The 18,255-nt window shown below is 60.8% G+C and carries 16 protein-coding genes; 10 read left to right on the top strand and 6 right to left on the bottom strand.

What is annotated here, in order from left to right:
• The first annotated feature begins 12 nt into the window (after positions 1 to 12).
• The 5 genes from arfA (at position 13) to NKH04_RS18740 (ending at position 5,862) form a co-directional block, all read left to right on the top strand.
• Positions 13 to 1,524 (top strand): arabinosylfuranosidase ArfA, encoded by a 1,512-nt coding sequence (arfA, locus tag NKH04_RS18760; protein ID WP_352921066.1) that lies wholly within the window; start codon positions 13 to 15, stop codon positions 1,522 to 1,524.
• Between the two features lie 49 nt (positions 1,525 to 1,573).
• The gene (locus NKH04_RS18755) at positions 1,574 to 2,665 is read left to right on the top strand and encodes an ABC transporter ATP-binding protein (RefSeq protein WP_352921068.1); all 1,092 of its coding nucleotides are present in this window, start codon (positions 1,574 to 1,576) and stop codon (positions 2,663 to 2,665) included.
• A 19-nt stretch (positions 2,666 to 2,684) separates the two neighbouring features.
• On the top strand, positions 2,685 to 3,602 hold the full coding sequence (locus tag NKH04_RS18750) for a carbohydrate ABC transporter permease (protein ID WP_502896440.1): 918 nt from the start codon (positions 2,685 to 2,687) through the stop codon (positions 3,600 to 3,602).
• Positions 3,599 to 4,447 carry a carbohydrate ABC transporter permease gene (locus NKH04_RS18745; protein ID WP_352921072.1) on the top strand — a complete coding sequence of 283 codons (849 nt, stop codon included), beginning with the start codon at positions 3,599 to 3,601 and terminating at the stop codon, positions 4,445 to 4,447. Before NKH04_RS18750 ends, NKH04_RS18745 begins: the two co-directional genes overlap by 4 nt.
• A 95-nt stretch (positions 4,448 to 4,542) precedes the next feature.
• A complete protein-coding gene (locus NKH04_RS18740; protein WP_352921074.1) occupies positions 4,543 to 5,862 on the top strand; it encodes an ABC transporter substrate-binding protein in 1,320 nt (439 codons plus the stop codon).
• Between the two features lie 284 nt (positions 5,863 to 6,146).
• Here NKH04_RS18740 and minE read toward each other — a convergent pair whose 3' ends face one another.
• From minE to minC, 3 genes are read right to left on the bottom strand one after another with little or no spacing between them, the layout of a single operon-like run.
• The gene (gene minE / locus NKH04_RS18735; RefSeq protein WP_352683186.1) at positions 6,147 to 6,419 is read right to left on the bottom strand and encodes a cell division topological specificity factor MinE; all 273 of its coding nucleotides are present in this window, start codon (positions 6,417 to 6,419) and stop codon (positions 6,147 to 6,149) included.
• A complete protein-coding gene (gene minD / locus NKH04_RS18730; RefSeq protein WP_023677152.1) occupies positions 6,416 to 7,231 on the bottom strand; it encodes a septum site-determining protein MinD in 816 nt (271 codons plus the stop codon). Before minD ends, minE begins: the two co-directional genes overlap by 4 nt.
• A 19-nt stretch (positions 7,232 to 7,250) precedes the next feature.
• Positions 7,251 to 7,970, bottom strand: a complete 720-nt coding sequence (minC, locus tag NKH04_RS18725) for a septum site-determining protein MinC (RefSeq protein ID WP_352817232.1) — start codon at positions 7,968 to 7,970, stop codon at positions 7,251 to 7,253.
• 238 nt (positions 7,971 to 8,208) lie between these two features.
• On the opposite strand from minC, the gene NKH04_RS18720 reads away from it, so the two are divergent.
• Complete coding sequence (locus tag NKH04_RS18720; protein ID WP_352851241.1) at positions 8,209 to 9,069, top strand: alpha/beta hydrolase; 861 nt, start codon at positions 8,209 to 8,211, stop codon at positions 9,067 to 9,069.
• A 94-nt stretch (positions 9,070 to 9,163) separates the two neighbouring features.
• Here the strand turns inward: NKH04_RS18720 and NKH04_RS18715 are convergent, their stop codons facing one another.
• Together NKH04_RS18715 and NKH04_RS18710 are read right to left on the bottom strand one after the other, a co-directional pair.
• Positions 9,164 to 10,270, bottom strand: coding sequence for a glycosyltransferase (locus NKH04_RS18715; RefSeq protein WP_352921077.1), 1,107 nt, complete (start codon positions 10,268 to 10,270; stop codon positions 9,164 to 9,166).
• Between the two features lie 8 nt (positions 10,271 to 10,278).
• On the bottom strand, positions 10,279 to 11,829 hold the full coding sequence (locus NKH04_RS18710; protein ID WP_352472503.1) for a GumC family protein: 1,551 nt from the start codon (positions 11,827 to 11,829) through the stop codon (positions 10,279 to 10,281).
• 167 nt (positions 11,830 to 11,996) lie between these two features.
• Here NKH04_RS18710 and NKH04_RS18705 point away from each other — a divergent pair, with 167 nt between their 5' ends.
• Positions 11,997 to 13,310 carry a VpsF family polysaccharide biosynthesis protein gene (locus NKH04_RS18705; protein WP_352472504.1) on the top strand — a complete coding sequence of 438 codons (1,314 nt, stop codon included), beginning with the start codon at positions 11,997 to 11,999 and terminating at the stop codon, positions 13,308 to 13,310.
• 18 nt (positions 13,311 to 13,328) lie between these two features.
• Here the strand turns inward: NKH04_RS18705 and NKH04_RS18700 are convergent, their stop codons facing one another.
• On the bottom strand, positions 13,329 to 14,771 hold the full coding sequence (locus NKH04_RS18700) for a glucosamine inositolphosphorylceramide transferase family protein (protein ID WP_352821397.1): 1,443 nt from the start codon (positions 14,769 to 14,771) through the stop codon (positions 13,329 to 13,331).
• A 201-nt stretch (positions 14,772 to 14,972) separates the two neighbouring features.
• On the opposite strand from NKH04_RS18700, the gene wecB reads away from it, so the two are divergent.
• From wecB to NKH04_RS18685, 3 genes are read left to right on the top strand one after another with little or no spacing between them, the layout of a single operon-like run.
• The gene (wecB, locus tag NKH04_RS18695) at positions 14,973 to 16,127 is read left to right on the top strand and encodes a non-hydrolyzing UDP-N-acetylglucosamine 2-epimerase (RefSeq protein ID WP_352472506.1); all 1,155 of its coding nucleotides are present in this window, start codon (positions 14,973 to 14,975) and stop codon (positions 16,125 to 16,127) included.
• The gene (gene wecC / locus NKH04_RS18690; RefSeq protein ID WP_352921080.1) at positions 16,120 to 17,451 is read left to right on the top strand and encodes a UDP-N-acetyl-D-mannosamine dehydrogenase; all 1,332 of its coding nucleotides are present in this window, start codon (positions 16,120 to 16,122) and stop codon (positions 17,449 to 17,451) included. Before wecB ends, wecC begins: the two co-directional genes overlap by 8 nt.
• A complete protein-coding gene (locus NKH04_RS18685) occupies positions 17,448 to 18,251 on the top strand; it encodes a WecB/TagA/CpsF family glycosyltransferase (RefSeq protein ID WP_031211886.1) in 804 nt (267 codons plus the stop codon). Before wecC ends, NKH04_RS18685 begins: the two co-directional genes overlap by 4 nt.
• The last annotated feature ends 4 nt before the right edge of the window (positions 18,252 to 18,255 follow it).

Here is an 18,255-nt window from a genome sequence, read left to right as displayed (position 1 = left end):
TGGGAGGAATGCATGAAGGCAGCCGTTACGGCTCATCCGCACTATGTTGTCTCGGAAATCGATCCGAGGCTCTACGGATCCTTCATCGAGCATCTGGGGCGGGCAGTTTACACTGGCATCTATGAGCCCGGCCATCCGACAGCGGATGCCAACGGCATGCGTCAGGACGTCATCGATCTCGTCAGGGAACTCAATGTTCCGATCGTCCGCTACCCCGGCGGCAATTTCGTCTCGGCCTACAATTGGGAAGACGGCATTGGCCCCAAGGAACAGCGTCCAGTGCGCCTCGACCTCGCGTGGCACACGTCGGAAAGCAACGAAGTCGGCCTGCATGAATTTGCCGATTGGTGCACCTCCGCCAACACCGAGATGATGCTTGCCGTCAATCTCGGCTCGCGCGGCCTCGATGAAGCCCGCAACCTGCTGGAGTACGCCAACCATCCCGGCGGCAGCAAATGGAGCGACAAGCGCATCGCCAACGGCCGCAAGGAGCCGTTCGACGTCAAGCTCTGGTGCCTCGGCAATGAAATGGATGGCCCCTGGCAGATCGGCCACAAGACCGCGGACGAGTATGGCCGGCTGGCGCATGAGACGGCCAAGGCCATGCGTGCCTTCTCCAACTCACTTGAGCTGGTGGTCTGCGGCTCTTCGAATGCCAAGATGCCGACCTACCCTGAATGGGAAGCGACGGTTCTCGACCATACCTACAACGAGGTCGACTACATCTCGCTGCACATGTATTTCGACAACGAAGCCAACGACGCTCCGAACTATCTCGCCATGAGCGAAAAGCTCGACGACTACATTGTCTCGGTCGCCGGCGTCATCGAGTATATCAAGGCCAAGAAGCGCTCCAACAAGCAGGTCTACATCTCGTTCGACGAATGGAACGTCTGGTACCATTCCAAGGAGCAGGACAGGAAGATACTCGGCGGCAGCAACGGCTGGCCGTTCGCCCCGCCGTTGCTCGAAGACATCTATAATTTCGAGGATGTGCTGCAGGTCGGCCTGATCCTCAACACCTTCATCCGCCGTTCCGATGTCGTCAAGATCGCCTGCCTGGCACAACTGGTCAATGTCATCGCGCCGATCATGACCGTTCCGAATGGCCCGGCATGGCGGCAGACGATTTTTTATCCCTATCTGTTTGCTTCTAACTATGGTCGCGGCAATGCGCTGGATCTCAAGGTGGAAAGCCCGACCTACAAATCCAGCGTTGCGGGCGATGTCGCTTATGTCGATGTTGCCGGCGTGCACGACAGGCAAACCGGCCACGTCACCTTCTTCGCGGTCAACCGCCATTCGAGCGAGGCAATCGAAACAGTGGTCGACCTCACCGGCTTCGGCGCGGCGGAGATCGTCGATCACCAGGTGATGGCACACGCCGATCTGAAAGCCGTCAATTCGGCCGAAAACCCTGGCAATGTCGGCCCCAGGAAGGGCGAGGGCGCCTCGCTCGCCAGCGGCAAGCTGAGCCTGTCACTGCCGCCCTATTCCTACCAGGTCATACGCCTGAGGCTCTGAGTTCAGGCGGATCATCGAGAAAGCGCAAACGCTGAGGAGGAGCGTCGACGTGACGGCCGATATCGAGATCAGGAACGTGAGCAAGCAGTTCGGTGCCATGACGGTGCTGGATCATCTGTCGCTCTCCATAAGGGCACGCGAATTCATCGTGTTCCTGGGCCCGTCCGGCTGCGGAAAATCGACGCTTCTTCGAATGATTGCCGGGCTCGAAGCTGTCGATAGCGGCGAGATTGCCATCAACAACGAGCGCATCGATCATCTGCCACCGGGCAAGCGCGGCATTGCCATGGTGTTCCAGTCCTATGCGCTTTATCCGCACATGACGGTGCGCGACAACATGGCCTTCGGGCTTGCGAATATCGGCGTTCCAGGCAAGGTCATCGAGGCGCGCATCAACGAAGCCGCCCGCATCCTCGAAATGCCGCATCTGCTCGATCGCAAGCCGGGCCAGCTCTCCGGTGGTCAGCGCCAGCGCGTCGCCATCGGCCGTGCGATCGTCAAGGAGCCGAAGGCCTTTCTGTTCGACGAGCCGCTTTCCAATCTCGATGCGGCGTTGCGCACCCGCACCCGCATCGAGCTTGCCCAGCTTCACCAGCGGCTGCAATCGACGATGATCTTCGTCACCCATGACCAGGTCGAGGCAATGACGCTGGCCGACCGCATCGTCGTCATGAACAATCGCAAGATCGACCAGATCGGTACCCCGATGGAGATCTACGAACGCCCGGCGACCAAATTCGTCGCGGGTTTCGTCGGCGCGCCGGCGATGAACTTCGTCGATGCGACGCTTGACAGATCCGGCGAGAACGCCACGGCCAGGTTTGCGGACGGCGTCTCGGTGCAGACCAAGATCGCCTCCAGCCAACTGACCGATGGCAAGTACACTTTCGGCATCCGTTCTGAAGACGTGCGCATCGTTGCCGCCGGACAGGGCAATGCCGGCGGCGTGGTCGATGTGCTCGAGCGGCTCGGCGAACGCACCCTGATCTACGCGCGGCTGGGCGATGGCCAGCAGATCGTCGGCTCGGATGCCGGCAACAGCCGCGTCGCCGTCGGCGACAGAATCGGGCTCGCCTTTGACGGCCAGAAATCGCATCTGTTCAACGAGACCGGCCGCGCCTGGCATGCGAGGGAGGCCTGAGATGGCTGACCGGCTGGCGATGTCCCCGACCGCGACACTTGCTGTCGGCGTCAGAGCCCCTACCGCCGACATCTATGCGCCGCAATGGCGAAACGTCATTTTCGTTGCGCCATTCTTGTTCTTCTTCACCACGCTGCTGCTCTTCCCGCTGCTCTGGGGGATGTGGCTGAGTTTCCACAAGGCCGACACGTTCTCGTCCGGAAATTTTGTCGGTCTCGGCAATTACGCCAGGCTGTATCACGACAAGGTCTTCCTGCAATCGATCTGGAACACCTTCTATTTCGTGCTTCTGACGGTGCCGACGCTGGCGCTGATCGGCCTTTTCCTGGCGCTTTGCCTCAACCGCCGCACGCGCGTTGCCGCGGTTTTGCGGACGCTGTTCTTTTCCTCGTCGGTGCTATCGGTCACCATCGTCACGCTGATCTGGCGCATCGTCTTCATTCCGAATGTCGGGCTGTTGTCGACGATTTACGGATGGTTCGGCGCAACGGCTCCGGCCTTCATTTCCGATCCCAGCTTGGCGATGGTCGGCATCGCCATTGCCACCATCTGGTGGTGCATCGGCCTGCCGATGATGCTCTTTCTCTCAGCACTCCAGCAGATCCCGCAGGACATTTACGAGGCGGCAGCGCTGGACAATGCCAATCGCTGGCAAACGCTGCGGTCGATCACGCTGCCGTCGATCAAGCGGACCTTCATCCTGGTGATCATCATCCAGATCGTGCTGCAATTCCAGCTGTTCGGCCAGGCCTGGCTAATGACGCGCGGCGGTCCGAACAATCTGACCAAGCCGATCGTGCTCTATATCTACGATACCGCATTCCGTCGCTGGGATCTCGGCCTGGGCGCCGCCGCATCGGAAATCCTGTTCATCCTCATCCTGGTCGCGGCCATGGCCCAGTACCTGGTGACACGCAGCAGGGGAGACCAGGCATGAGCGCCCCAGCAGCTTCCATCAAGGGCCGGGCATTTGGCGACCATTTGTTATTGGCCCTGGTCATCCTGCTTTCGATCGTCATGATCGCGCCGGTTCTGTGGGTCGTCGGTCTATCACTCAAGGACAATACGGAGCTGATGGCCGATCCGAACTCGGTGTTTCACGCACCCTATACGCTGAAGAACTACATCAACACCGTCGGCACCTCGTCCGTGTTCATCTGGGTGCGCAACAGCATCATCGTCTCGGGCGGATTGACGCTCGGCACGTTGATCCTGTCGTCGCTCGCGGGCTACGGTTTTGCACGGCTGAATTTCCCCGGCCGAGACGCGCTGTTCGTGATCGTTCTGTTCGGTCTGGCGGTCCCGGAACAGGCCGTGCTTGTCGCCCGTCACCAGATCTTCAGCATGCTGAAGTTCCACAACACCTATCAAGGGCTCATTCTGCCGGGCCTTTCGGCTCCGTTCGGTGTCTTCCTGATGACCCAGTATTTCAAGGCCATCCCGAAGGAGCTGGACGAAGCCGCCATGCTCGATAACGCCAGCCGGCTCAGAATTTTCTGGAAGGTGCTTCTGCCGCTCACGCTGCCTGCGCAGGCGACGCTCGGCATCTTCACCTTTCTCGGCGCCTGGAATGACTACTTCTGGCCGCTGATTTCGGCGACGAGGAAGGACATGTTCACGCTGACGGTCGGCATGGCCTCGACCCAGACCAACTTCGCCCAGTCCGAAGGCATCGGCTTCCTGATGGCGCAGGCGGTGTTCGCCGGTGCACCGATCCTGATCGTCTACCTGTTCTTCCAGAAATACATCGTCACGGCAGTCTCCGGCGCTGCGGTGAGATAACGAAGATTGCCTGACGGCCGGGGGGAATGCGCAGCAATTGAAGCACGAAAGCCAATCCAGGGTGGAGCGGCGGAAACTCAGTAGGAGGAACTGATATGAAACTGAAGAAAATACTGTTTGCCGCAGTCTCTGCGGGCGCAATGATGCTCGCAAGTCCAAGCTTCGCGGCCACGGAGCTGAGCGTGCAGCGCTTTTTCGGCGCCTGCGATGCCGATTTCGGCACCAACACCGATGCCACCAAGGCCGTTGGCGAATGCGGCATCATCACCTCGCTAATCAACAAGTTCAACGCCGACAATCCCGATGTCCATGTCAACGTCACCACCGTGGAATGGCCCGGCTATGATCAGCTGACCGCGCAGTTCGCTTCAGGCGACGCTCCGGACATCGTCACGATCCATGAATCCGTACTGTCGGATTATCAGTCGAAGGGCCTGTTGATGCCGCTCGACGATCTCTTGAAGTCGGTCGGCGTGACACCCGACGCCTTCACCGACGCGGCACGCAATGGCGCCACCAAAGACGGCAAGGTCTATGGCCTGCCGATCGACAGCTGGACGATGCTCTATCACGTCAACATGGATCTTTTCAAACAAGCCGGCCTGGTCAATGCCGACGGCACGCCGATTTTTCCAAAGTCGGCCGAGGAACTGCTCGCCCAGGCCGAACAGTTCAAGCAGAAGACGGGCAAGCCTTATTTCGTCCAGAACCTGACCAATGAGACTGCACTCTACACACGCAACCTCTATACCTATCTTTTCCAGCAGGATTCCGATTTCTTCGCCGATCCGAAGCATGTGAAGTTGAATACGCCGGAAGCCAAGAAGGTCATCGAGATGTACAAGGCGATCTTCGAGAAGGGCTACACCACCAAGGATCTCGATTATGGCGGGTCGATCAACGCCTTCCTTGCCGGCGAGGGTGGCGTCCACCTTAACGGCACCTGGGTGGTCGGCGATTACAACGCGCAGTCCGAGACCAAGGGTACGGCGCTCAACAAGGGCGGCTATGCGGTCTATCCGTATCCGCAGCTGTTTGGCGGCGCCCACGCGCAGTATGCCGACGGCCACACCTGGGCCGTTTCGCAGAAAGACCGCACGCCCGAACAGATCGCGGCCATCGGTAAATTCCTGAAGTTCTTCGCCGACAACGACTTCGAATGGTCGCGCACCGGTCACCTGCCGGCCTATAAGGCCGTCATCACCTCGGACGCCTTCAAGGCCCTGCCGCATCGCAACACGATCTCTGCGGTCGCTGATCTCGGCAAGCCGCTGCCGTCCGCCGTACAGCGTCAGTTTGCGATCCAGGACATTATCGGCGAAGAGATGAGTGCAGCAATCAGTGGCCAGAAGGACATCGACACCGCCCTTGCCGACATGGAAAGCCGCGTCAACGAATTGCTCGCCAACATCTGACCACCGGTTTCGAAAGGCCCTCCCAAGGCACCCCGCGGCTGGAAACGGCCGCGGGTTTTTAGTGAGGCAGTGATTATTGTCCTCGAATTGCGCGACTTGCCGGTGGCGACCGGGTCAAACACGCCAACCACGGCGCCGCAACCTCGGCAGCAGCCGACGCAAGCCCTGACTGGAGGATTCCGCTAAGCATTTTGCAGCCAAGTGGAACCACTTGGCGTCGCACAAATGCGGCTGAAACAAACAGATAGAGCGGAATGCCCGATTCGATCCAAATGCATTCCGCTCTAGAACGCCGCGGCTATGGGCATTGCGACCTTGTTGGGGATCTGGATGTCGATCTCCAATCTCGACGTCGTTTCGCCGTGATCCATGCTCACCTGCAGGAAATCCTGGTCGACCTGAACATGCCGGGCGATCACCGCCATGATCTCCTCGCGCAACACCGAGACGAGATCGGGCTGGTTGCGGCTTCGACGCTCGTAAGCCAACAGCAGTTGCAAGCGCTCGCGCGCCACCGGCGCGCTGCCGCGGCGCTTGAAGATATCGAGCAGGTTCATGCTGCCCTCCTTCCCAACAGCCGGTCGAGGAGGCCCCTCCGCTCGAAAGGCAGAATGACCGGCAGGTCCTCGCCCTCGAGTCTTCTTGCCGCGTCGATATAGGCGCGTGCGGCGGGGTTAGTGTTTTCGCTGAGCGTAACCGGCGCGCCCACATTGGATGCGCGCAGCACGTCCTGGCTCTCGGGAATTATTCCCAGCAAGGGCGTCGACAGGATCTCGAGCACGTCATCGATGCTCAGCATCTCGCCGCGGGCAGCGCGCGCAGCATCGTAGCGCGTGACGAGGACGTGTTTGACAATCGATTCACCTTGCTCGGCTTTCATCGTTCTAGAGTCGAGCAGGCCGATGATGCGATCGGAATCTCGGACCGAGCTCACTTCCGGGTTGGTGACGATTACCGCCTCGTCGGCAAAGCGCATGGCAAGTTGCGCGCCCCGCTCTATGCCGGCCGGACTGTCGCAGAAGACGTAGTCGAAAACGGAGCGCAGCTTGTCGATGACGTCGGCGACGCCTTCCTCGGTGAGAGCATCCTTGTCGCGCGTTTGCGAGGCCGGCAGCAGGAACAGCGTTTCGAGCCGCTTGTCACGGATCAGCGCCTGCGAAAGCTTGGCGGTTCCCTGAATGACGTTGACGATATCGAAAACAACGCGCCGCTCGGCGCCCATGATCAGATCGAGGTTGCGCAGGCCGACGTCGAAATCGACGAGAGCCACCCGCTTGCCGGTTTTCGCGACCGCGGCGCCGAGAGCGGCCGTCGAGGTCGTCTTGCCGACACCCCCTTTGCCGGATGTGACAACCACTACCTTGCCCATATTTGTGCCTCCAATGTTGTTAGTTGAGCGGTGCGACGCAAAGTGCGCCGTCCTCGAGAAAGGCCTGTACCGGCCTTCCTCGCGAGGAGGCGTCCATCTCCTCGGCAGTGCGGTACCAGCCGTCCACCGCCAGAAGTTCGGCTTCGTTTTTCCGGCAAAAGATGCGAGCCGCGGAATTTCCCGTGGCGCCGGCGAACGCACGTCCACGCAGCGTGCCGTAGACGTGGATCGATCCTCCGGCGATGATCTCGGAACCGGAACTGACGGAGCCGACAATGACCACATCGCCATCGGGATGAAAGATCGACTGGCCGGAGCGGATCGGTGCCTTGATCATCAATGAGTTCGGCGCCTGCGGCTCTTCCGTCTTGGCCTCAGCTGCGGCCTTCGGGTCCGGCTGCACGTAAAGCGCGTCGGCGGTGGCCTCCTTGGCGCCAACGAGGAGCGGCGGCAGATCGGCATCGAGAGCTACATTGCCATCGGCCTCGATCGCGTAGATGCGAATCCCGCGCTCCGCGAGTTGTAAGACCAGATCCCGCATCTCGCCCACCTCGGGCTTGAGTATATTCAGATCGAGCACGACCGGGCGGCCGGCAAAGAAGCCGGGAGAGTTTTCGGTCCAGTGATCGAGGCTTTGCAGCCATTCCCCTAGCGGGGCCTCAGGGGTGAGGGTGAAGGCTACAAACGAGCGCGCTCGAAAGCGTATGGACTTGTTTTGAATGGGAGCGACGCAGGTCACAGAGGCGAGTCCTTACTGATTGGTTAAGGCTAGCCCGGCATGGTTAACGAAAAGTTAATGGCGGCTTTCCGAGGCGTTGGCGGAGGCATTCTTTTTGTCCCTGATCGTCCCGCCGGCGCCCTGCTTCCGGTGCACGACGAGGTCCTCCTCGCGGCTGCCTGGAGGCGCCTCCAGTTCACGAGGTCGGCCGACCGGTATATTGTTGCCGGAACGCCGGGCCTATTAAGGAGTTATCGATTTGACAAGCGTTGCCAGGGGACCTGTCGCGGATCGCGGTCGCGCTGCCTATGACCTTGGCGCGACCGCCATCTTTGCTTCCAAATCAGACCCGCGCTTTCACTATTGCCTGTATGTGCCTCCCGCGGTTGGGGAAGGGGCCAAAGTCGATCTGATGGTCGCTGTCCATGGCACCGGCCGCACCTCTTTTCTTGGATTCCGCGACGCGTTTTCCGAGTTCGGACGCTGGAACGGCTGCGCCGTTTTGTGTCCGCTGTTTCCAATCGGCGTTCTCGGGGATGATGCCCGCAGCGGGTACAAATATTTGCTCGAGGGCAACATACGCTACGATCAGGTGCTGCTCGCCATGGTTGAGGAGGTCAGCGCCAAATACAGTCAGGATTGGAGCCGCTTTGCCATGTTCGGATTTTCCGGCGGCGGACATTTCACGCATCGTTTTGCTATCCTGCATCCCGACAGGCTCTGGGCGGCCTCAATCGGCGCGCCAGGTTCGGTGACCTTGCTCGATCCGACGCATGACTGGTGGGTGGGCATTCGCGATCTGCCGGAGAAGTTCGGCATCACCTTCGATGCCGCAGCGCTGGCAAAAGTGCCTTTCCAGATGATCGTCGGCGGCGCTGACCTGGAGACTTGGGAAATCACTCATGTCCAAGGCAGCACCCATTGGATGCCAGGCGCCAACGATGCCGGGCGAACACGGCCGGAACGCCTCGTGGCATTGTGTCGATCGTTCGAGGAGGCGGGGGCGCGCGTGCGCTTCGATTTGCTGCCAGGCATATCTCATGAACGGGACGCGGTTCTCGATTCGGTCAAGGATTTCCTTGCCCAACAACTCAAGGAACGAGGAAACGTCTCACGATGAATTCGTTGCGCCCCAGCCCGTGAAGAGATTATCGCAATCAAAGCCCGACTACGTCGACCGCATCCAACGCCGATTTGCTGCCAGTGCGTAACGACTAGAGCAACGCTTCGTATTGATTGCCAATCTTGTCGACTGTGAAATCCACCGCCCTGTTTTTCAGCACGGCAGCAGGGGTGGGGTGGTCCAGCGTCTCGGCCATCGCCTTCGCCAGGGCCGCGGCGTCACCGACCGGCACCAAGGTGCCGAAGCGGCCGTCACCGAGTATTTCGCGCGGGCCGTGCGGAGCATCGGTGGAGATTACGGGGACACCGGCGGCCATGGCCTCGACCAAGACGTTGCCAAAGCCTTCGCTCGTGGATGTAAGGACGAACAGATCGGCTGCGGCATAGCAAGCCGCGGGATCGTTGACGTAGCCGGCAAAGAGTACGTCCTGGCCAATGCCGATCTGCTCGGCACAGGCGTGCAATTCGGCAGCCAGCGGACCTTCGCCGAAGATGACAAGCCGGGCAGGGCGGCCGGCGCGCAGGGCAGCGAAGGCCCGCAGCAAAGTCCGGTGGTCCTTGACCGGCACCAGGCGTCCCGCGGTGGCGATGACCGGGCCATCGCCCATCGCCGCCAACGCTGCCTGCCAGGCATAGGAATTCCTCTGCGGTGCTACAGCTGGCGGCAGCGGGTTATTGATGACGACAACCTTCGATTCGGGGAAGCCTCGGGCGATGATGTCACGGCCGACACCCGCCGAAACGGCGATGGCCTTGGTTGCGCGCGCTGCAACCAGCGCGGAAAGCCAGATCGCCAGCCTGGCGCCGAGGCCGCTGGCAGGCAGCGAGGCCGCGGCATGGAAGCTTGGAAAGAATTTTGCCCGGCTTCTGGCCAACATGAGTGACAGCGCCATCACCAGATTGGCGAATTCCGGGGCGCTATAGACCGCATCAGGATCAAGGCGGCGGAACAAATTTGCGCTTCGCACGATGCCTTTCAGCGTCGCCGACTTGGCGTAACCCTCGCCGCGCAAGGGAAGGCCGAAGTCGACCAGATGCACGGCAGCGGAACGCAGCGCGGCGTTAGGGCCTTCCGCGTTCCAGGTAAAAAGCGTGACCTCGTGGCCACGCGATGCCAGTTCATTTGCCATCAGGACGAAAACACGTTCGGCGCCGCCGCCCCTCAGGCTGGCGATGTGGAAAACGATGCGCTTCACCATGCCTTGCTTCAGGCTCGGCTGGCGGCAACGCCTGATCGGTTCGGCGGCCGGCGCATGTCGCGGATGATGCCCATGCCGATGGCCAGCAGCATCCCCAGGGCAAAGCCTGCGAACGCTCCGGCGCCTGCCACCAGGGCAGTGCGCGGGGGCCATGAGCGTGCGGGCGGGGGCACTGCGGTCGAAATCACCTGTACGTTTGTGGTGTCGATCTGCTCGCGCTCGCTGATTTGGCGCGCACGTGACAGGAAGCTCTCATAGACCGCTCTCTTCGACGCGGCATCGCGTTCAAGTTCACGCAGGGCGACTTCGGATTCGCTGTCGGTGAATACATTGCCCTTCAGATCGTTCATCCTGGCGTTGAGAGAAGCCAACGAGGCCCGGGCCTTGTCCAGGCTGGCCTTTGCCGTGCCGACGGTGCGGGAGAACTCGGCCCGGAGTTGCGAGTTGACGGTCTCGAGTTCCGTCCTGAGCCTGACAATCGTCGGGTGGCGCGGACCGAAGGTCATCGACTGTGAGTCGATCTGCTGCCGCAGGCTGTTTGACCTGTCGCGCAGCGCAGCGAGCGCTTCCGAAACCGTGGGGTCGGGATTGGCCCCGTTGATACCGGAGGCAACCAGGGCGTCGTAGCTTGCCTGCGCGGCGATGACACGCGATTGCGCATCGACGATTTCGCCATTGAGCTGCGTCAGCGTCTGCGAACTGACGAGCTGGCCATTGCTGGACGACAGGTTGTGGCTGCGCCTGTAGCTCTCGACCTTCTCTTCGGCTGCCTGCACGTCGCTCTTGAGTTGGCCAAGCCGGCTGTCAAGGGCAGCCGCGGCACGGCTGGCGCCGGCAGCTTCGGCCTTAGCCAGTTCTTCCTGGAAGTTTTTGACTATGGCCTGCGAGATCAGGATCGCCTTGGCGGTGGTTTCCGCAGATACCGAGAGGGTTGTGACAAACGAGGTCGGATCCGCGATGGCGTCTACCCGGTCCGCCAGGTTCTTCAAGGCGATGAGCCTCGGGTCGGGCTTCGCCACAGCGCCGGACGAGGATGTGCTCCGGTCCGGATCGAAAAACTCCGGATCGTGAGTCAGATTCAGTTCGTCCACCACACGGGAAAGCACGTTGCCCGAGGTCAGGATGCGCTGCTTGCTGCGCGTGCTGAGCAACTGGCTATCGACCTGGCCCGGTTGCGAGTAGAGGTCGTTTTCCACAACCTGCAAATTGGATGGGTTGATGAGGACCTCGGTCGTGACGGTGTAACGCTGCTTGCTCAGCAATGCATAGGCGCCGCCGACAATGCCGCCGACTACCGCCAGCATGAAGGCCAGGGCGAGGCCGGCCCGCAGCCAGACGAACAGACGCCGAAAATCGAGCTCAAGGAAATCGCCGATCTTGTCCAGGGTCACCGTTGCGACAGGCTCTGGAGGTTGCGGCGTCACCGGCGCGGAGCTTAGCCCCGCGACTGGGCCATGCTGTTGCAGCAATGCCCTGCGCCGTGCATTGGCGATACGCTCGAATGCACTGTTATTGGAAGCCGTCGCGGAGATAGGGGGTGTGCCGGAACCGGCAGACATGGTGACAACCCTTGTTAAATCATTACGCTTGGCCTGCTCTACAGAAACATCGTTAACATCTTATTTTCCAAGTTGGCCCATTTTACCGCTCTCGCTGTCCGTCCGGCGGACGTTGAAGGGGTCTCGTTGCCCGGAATGCTGTTTGAATACCTTCACCTGGATGGGCCATGAGCTATCCCGCTGCCGCATCGGAACGATTGTTGCCCAGTCGAGCGCGCCGTGAGAACGCGCTGTCGCTGCTGTTTTTCCTATGCGCCGCCTTCGCGCTCCTGCTTCGCTTTACGGTGTCGCCGCAGGTGATGAACATGGTCGTCGACTATACGGCCCAGGGGGGCTCGTTCTACGAGAAGCTGCATTTCGGCACCTATGCGATCTTCCTGGTCCTTGCCGTCGTTCTTTTCAGCCGACCGTTTCTGCTGCAGGGCGACGAAATTGGGATATTCAAAGCGTTGATTCGCTTTTCGGTGCTGATGTTCGCGCTGGTGCCCTATCTGTTCGTCACCGGCCGTGCGGGCTCCTCCGGGTTCATCATCGATTCTTATCTGGTGGCCGGCGCCGCAGGCCTGTTGATGCTGGCCTTGAACGCGGAAGTGCGGCGGGCGTTGGGCGACGTCGTGCTTGGAATGGTGATCCTCAGCGCTGTGCTCGGCACGATCGAAGCGGTGACTCAACATCGATTTATGCCTTACGGTCTCAACGAACTGCAGTTCAGGCCAATTGGCCTATCGGCGCACCCGCTGGCGCTAGGCGCGCTCTGCGCCACAGCCATCGGATTCGTGCCGCTGACGCGCTGGCGCATATGGGTGCGGGTGGCATCGATTCTCGTGTTGCTCGTCGGTTGTGCTGCGTCAGGCGCCCGCGCCGCCCTGATGCTCGCTGCGGGAGAAACCCTCATTCTGCTGCTGTTCGTGCCTTGGCCGCGCCTGACTCTCAAGCACCAGCGGCAGGCCAAGTCCGTCGTGCTGCTGTTCGCCCTGGTGAGCGGCGCAGTGCTGGTGGCCATACTATTTTCGGGCGGGCTGCTGAATCGATTCGGCAACACGATCTTTGACGAGAATTTCATGGCGCGGGTGACGATCTACCAGATATTCGGACTTGTTAGCTGGAAAGACATCCTGTTTGGCATGAACGTCGACGACCTCCTGGCGATCGTCAAAGAGAAGCTGCATCTGCCCTATATCGAGAGCGCTCCGGTGGTCATCACCATGCTCTTCGGCTTGCCGATAGCTGTGCTCTTCATAGTGCTGGTATTCTGGTTCATTTTTCGGCTGCTGCGCGCGGCGCCGCTGCCGGCATGGATCGGCACCATGACCTTCCTGCTTGCTGCGCTGTCGAACAACGCGCTCTCGTCAAAAGCGCCGGATATTACGACTATCGTGGTGTTGCTGCTTGCCTATAGAAACGTGCCGTATAGAAACCAGCCGAAGAGCACGTCTTCGACCGCTGTCGCATCCGAGCCGAAACTGGATCGGCTTGGATAAGCGCAGGCTCCAGACGCATCAGCCGGCGCTATCCACAACCTCGACATTGCCTGCGCGATTGAGCGTGTGGATGCCCGCCCGCGCCCATGCCGGTCCTGGGCCGATCGGGTGGGGCGGTGCAAACAGGACATCGAAGTCGTCAAGGCGATCCAACCGCATCAATCCCAGGCCGCCGCCATAGGCTCTAGACCCGTTTTGCACGGGCAGTAGCAAAGCGTCGCCCTGGCGGATGAAAGCGCCGCCCGGCCGAGTGGCCGAGTGATCGACGGCGACGGGATTGAGCGCGTGCGCAGCCCACGGCCCACGCAGCGCCGGGGCGGAATAGACGGCCATCGTGTCGGACGCGCTGCCGTAACCGAACCGCCCCGTCCCCAACAGCCAGAAACGGCCGTCGGATTCGAGCAGCGTGGCGTCGTTGAAATCCCTGTCCGTCATCAGCACCGTATCGCGTACCCAGCGATCCGGAAACTGCACGGCACGGTAGAGCACCAGTTCTCGCGCCGTAGCGCTTTCAGGGATCATGAAAATCTCGCCGGAGTGAGCGAACACCTGCGGATATGACAGATGATGCGCTTCCTCCAGCACCACTTTCGGTACGCCGAAAGTGCCGTCGGTGCCAAGTTCAGCGACGGAAATCACCCCGCGGCCGGTGGAGTAGGGAAACTCCTCGACAAACAGAAAATGACGGCCGTCGCGCTCGAGAACGAACGGATCGGCGTAGAAGCGCTGCCCGTCATCGGCAAGCACGGTGAAGGGCTTACCATCCAGCAGTCCGGTTTCGGCGACGCCTGGACCGTCGATCAGCCGATAAGCAACCTGCCAATAGAAGGGACGCCGACCACGTCGCAGTTTTTGCACGGCGCGGTCGACTAACCCCCTGCCGAAAAAGGGCAGATAGTGCCCGATAAATCCGCCTTTCTGCAGGGGCGGCGCCGGGCTCTCGGCAATCGGCGCAAGTTTGCCCGCGGAAAAGCGGGCGACACATTGGGCAATCAGGGAGATGGCGCCGGCGAGCAGGTCGTTGCTGGTTCGGGACAGCCACAACCGGTCGCTGATCATCGGCCGCGCCCTGGCGACGGCAACGCCGTCGAGGCGCGCGGTGAGTTCGGGCAGCCGCCCGCTCGCCAGCATCTCGGTCATGCCTGCGGCAAAGCTGCTTTGGCCGCAAAATTCGAGCGTCAGGACAGGCGTGCCGCGTCGTGCGGCGGTAGCCGTGAGATCGACTATAAGATCGACTGGGCCGGTGTCGCCGGACGGCAACGGCCGGGAACGGCTTGCCAGTGAGGGGCCGAAGCGCCGGCCCTCGAGCGCCAGCACATTATCCATCGTGCGCGCATTGGGTTCAGGCGTCGGCGCGCGGCAACTCGAAACCGCATGTCCAGCCGCACTCAACCGCGCCAGAAGCTCATTTTCCCAGCGCCGGGATGGGTCGGCGTGGCCGATGATTAAAATATTAGTCAATCCAATATATTCTTTTTCAAGACTACTGCCATAGACTACTTGTCAGCCCAACCTTTCACAAGAGTTAAACCGGGAGAACGCGGCCTTGGTTGTTAATCATATATTAAGAATTGAGATCACGAAGGCGCTTTCCGGCGCTATTATGACTCTTGCGGGCAATAGTCGGCATGTCCCGAAGGCTGCAGGCGACCAGGATCAGCGATGAACGTCCTTTCACGTCCAAAACTGCCATCCAGGCAGAAACTGCTGATCGTGTTCGGCACTAGGCCGGAGGCACTCAAATGCTTTCCAGTGGCGCGTGCCGCCCTCGCTCATCCAGGCTTCATCACCGAAATATGCATAACCGCCCAGCATCGTGAAATGGTCGACCAGGTTGTCGAGCTGACCGGCTTGCCTGTGCACCACGATCTCAACATCATGCAACCCGGCCAGTCGCTGTTCGATGTGACCTCGCGCGTGCTCCTGGGCATGGCCGAGGTGTTGGACAAGGCGAAGCCCGATATCGTCATGGTACAGGGCGACACCACCACGGCAATGGCCGCGGCTCTTGCTGCCTTCTACAAGCGTATCCCCGTCGCTCATGTCGAAGCAGGATTGCGCAGCCACAACATCAACTCGCCGTTTCCTGAAGAACTGAACCGCAAGATTGCCGGCGACATCGCCACCTGGCATTTTGCGCCGACCGTTCAAGCGCGCGACAATCTCATCGCCGAAGGAAAGGCCGAAAGCACCATCTTCGTGACCGGCAACACGGTGATCGACACGCTGTTGCATTTTTCAAGCGCGATCGATGCCGACAGGCTGATGAAGGCGAAGCTCGCTGCCAGCTTCCCCTTCCTCGACCCTTCCAAGAAGATGATCCTCGTCACCGGACATCGCCGCGAGAATTTTGACGGCGGCATCCAGCGCATCTGTACGGCGTTGAAGGGATTGGCGGCGCGCGGAGACGTGCAGATCGTCTACCCTGTCCATCCAAACCCCAATGTGCGCTCGGTGGTCAACGCAGAGCTGGAAGGCGTGCCGAACATCCATCTGGTCGAGCCGCAGGACTATCTGCCGTTCCTGTACCTGCAGAAGCAGAGCTATCTGGTGCTTACCGATAGCGGCGGCGTGCAGGAAGAAGCGCCTTCGCTCGGCAAGCCGGTGCTGGTGATGCGCGAAAATACCGAGCGACCCGAGGGGATCGTGGCCGGCACCGCCCGCCTTGTCGGCACCGATGTCGAGAAAATCCTGTTCAACGCCAATCGCCTGCTCGACGATCAGGCTGCCTATCGCGGCATGGCGGAACGACACAACCCATATGGCGATGGCCGGGCCAGTAACCGGATTGTTGAGGAACTGCTGCATCATGGCTGAAATCAAAACCGTTTCCGTAGTCGGCATGGGATATATCGGCCTGCCGACCTGCGCCATTTTTGCCAGCCGCGGGCTCAACGTCATTGGCGTCGATGTCAACGGAGCGGTGGTCGAGAAGGTCAATCGTGGCGAAATCCACATCGTCGAGCCGGACCTTGACGGTCTGATCCAGAAGGTCGTGGCGAACGGCAAGCTCATGGCCTACAGCACGCCGCAGCCGGCGGACGCCTATATCATCGCCGTGCCGACCCCGATGACCCACGATCATAAGCCGGACGTGACCTACGTGCTCGCGGCGGCACGAAGCATCGCCCCCGTGCTGAAGCGCGGAGACCTTGTGGTATTGGAATCGACATCGCCGGTTGGAACCACGCGTATCATGACCGGGCTGCTTGCCGAGTTGCGGCCTGATCTCAAATTTCCTGTCCAGCATGGCGAAGACGCCGATGTGCTGGTCGCCTATTCCCCCGAGCGTGTGCTGCCGGGAAAGGTGCTGACCGAGCTGATCAACAACGATCGCTCGATCGGCGGATTGTCCCGCAAATCGTCGGAGCGGACCGCGGCACTCTATTCGACCTTCGTCACCGGCGACCTGTTCATGACAACGGCCGAAAGTGCTGAGCTGGTGAAACTGACGGAGAACGCGTTCCGCGACGTCAACATCGCCTTTGCCAACGAGCTTGCCGCCGTGTGTCAGGATCTGTCGCTCAATGTATGGGAAGTGATCGATCTCGCCAATCGACACCCTCGCGTGAACATCCTCCAGCCGAGCCCGGGCGTTGGCGGTCACTGCATTGCGGTCGATCCATATTTTATCATCGACGCCGCACCCAACAGCACGCGGCTGATGGCTTCGGCACGCCGGATCAATTCCGAACGGCCCATGTCGGTGGTCAGGGATATCGAGGCCTTGCTTGACCCCTCCCGCAAACAGACGATCGCCTGTCTTGGCCTCAGCTTTAAAGCCAACATCGACGATTTGCGCGAGAGCCCGGCCGTCGAGGTGGTGAAACTTCTGTCCGATATCCCCAATGTGAAGATCATTGCGGCTGAACCCAACACAAATGCGCTGCCGCATGAGCTCGAGGGCAGGGGCATCGTGTTCACCGACGCACTTTCGGCCATCGACAAGTCCGATATCGTCGTCCTCCTGGTCGACCATCGGCAGTTCAATCTGGTCGACCCCGAAGCGCTCAAGGATAAGAAGCTCGTCGATACGAGGGGTCTGTGGACATGGCGCAAGGCACGCAAGCCCGACGCCCGCATCGAAGGCAAGAAACCAGAGGTCGCACAAGTGACACCTGCAAGGGAGCAGGCCGCATGAACGCGCACGCCCCGGCATGGGCGCAGCATTCCCTGTTGGCATCACGGCGCCGGGAGTTCCTTGGCGCACCGATCCATGCGCTGACCATGGCCGAGACACTGGCCATCGCCGACGAGGCGATGACCCTGGGGCGGCCGCTGCATCATGTGGTCGTGAACGTCGCCAAACTGGTGACCATGCGCCAGAATGCCGAGCTGCGCGAGGACGTGGCCGGGGCGGACGTGGTCAATGTCGATGGCATCGGCGTGCTTTGGGGTGCACGTCTGTGCGGCGTCGCGCTGCCCGAGCGGGTGGCGGGCGTCGACATCATGATCAATCTGCTGAGCCTCTGCGCGAAGCGTGGATTCAGGCCGTATCTGCTGGGGGCCGAACAGCACGTTCTCGACGCGGTTGTAGTGAGACTTGCCAAGGACCATCCGAGCCTCGTCATAGCGGGAATGCGCAACGGCTATTTCAAGCCGGAGGACGAGGCCGGGATCGTCGCGGCGATCAACGCCTCGGGCGCCGACTGCCTGCTGGTGGCCATGCCGACACCGCGCAAGGAACGCTTTCTCAAACGCTACCGCGATGAACTCGCCTCAAGTTTCGTGATGGGCGTGGGCGGCAGTTTCGACGTCTATGGGGGCAAGGTTGCCCGCGCGCCGAAGCTGATACAAGCGGCCGGCCTGGAGTGGCTGTTCCGCGTCGTCCAGGAGCCGCGACGCTTGTGGCGCCGCTACTACGATACCAACACTGCCTATGCGGGACTGCTGTGCCGGGAGTTCTGGGAGCGTCGCTGGCGCCGAAACGCCGGTTTATAGTTTC

Source organism: Mesorhizobium sp. M1365 (assembly GCF_040317865.1).
In the GTDB taxonomy this organism is placed as follows: Bacteria; Pseudomonadota; Alphaproteobacteria; order Rhizobiales; family Rhizobiaceae; genus Mesorhizobium.
Note: the sequence above shows the minus strand (reverse complement) of the source record. Positions and strands in the feature narration are given on the sequence as shown.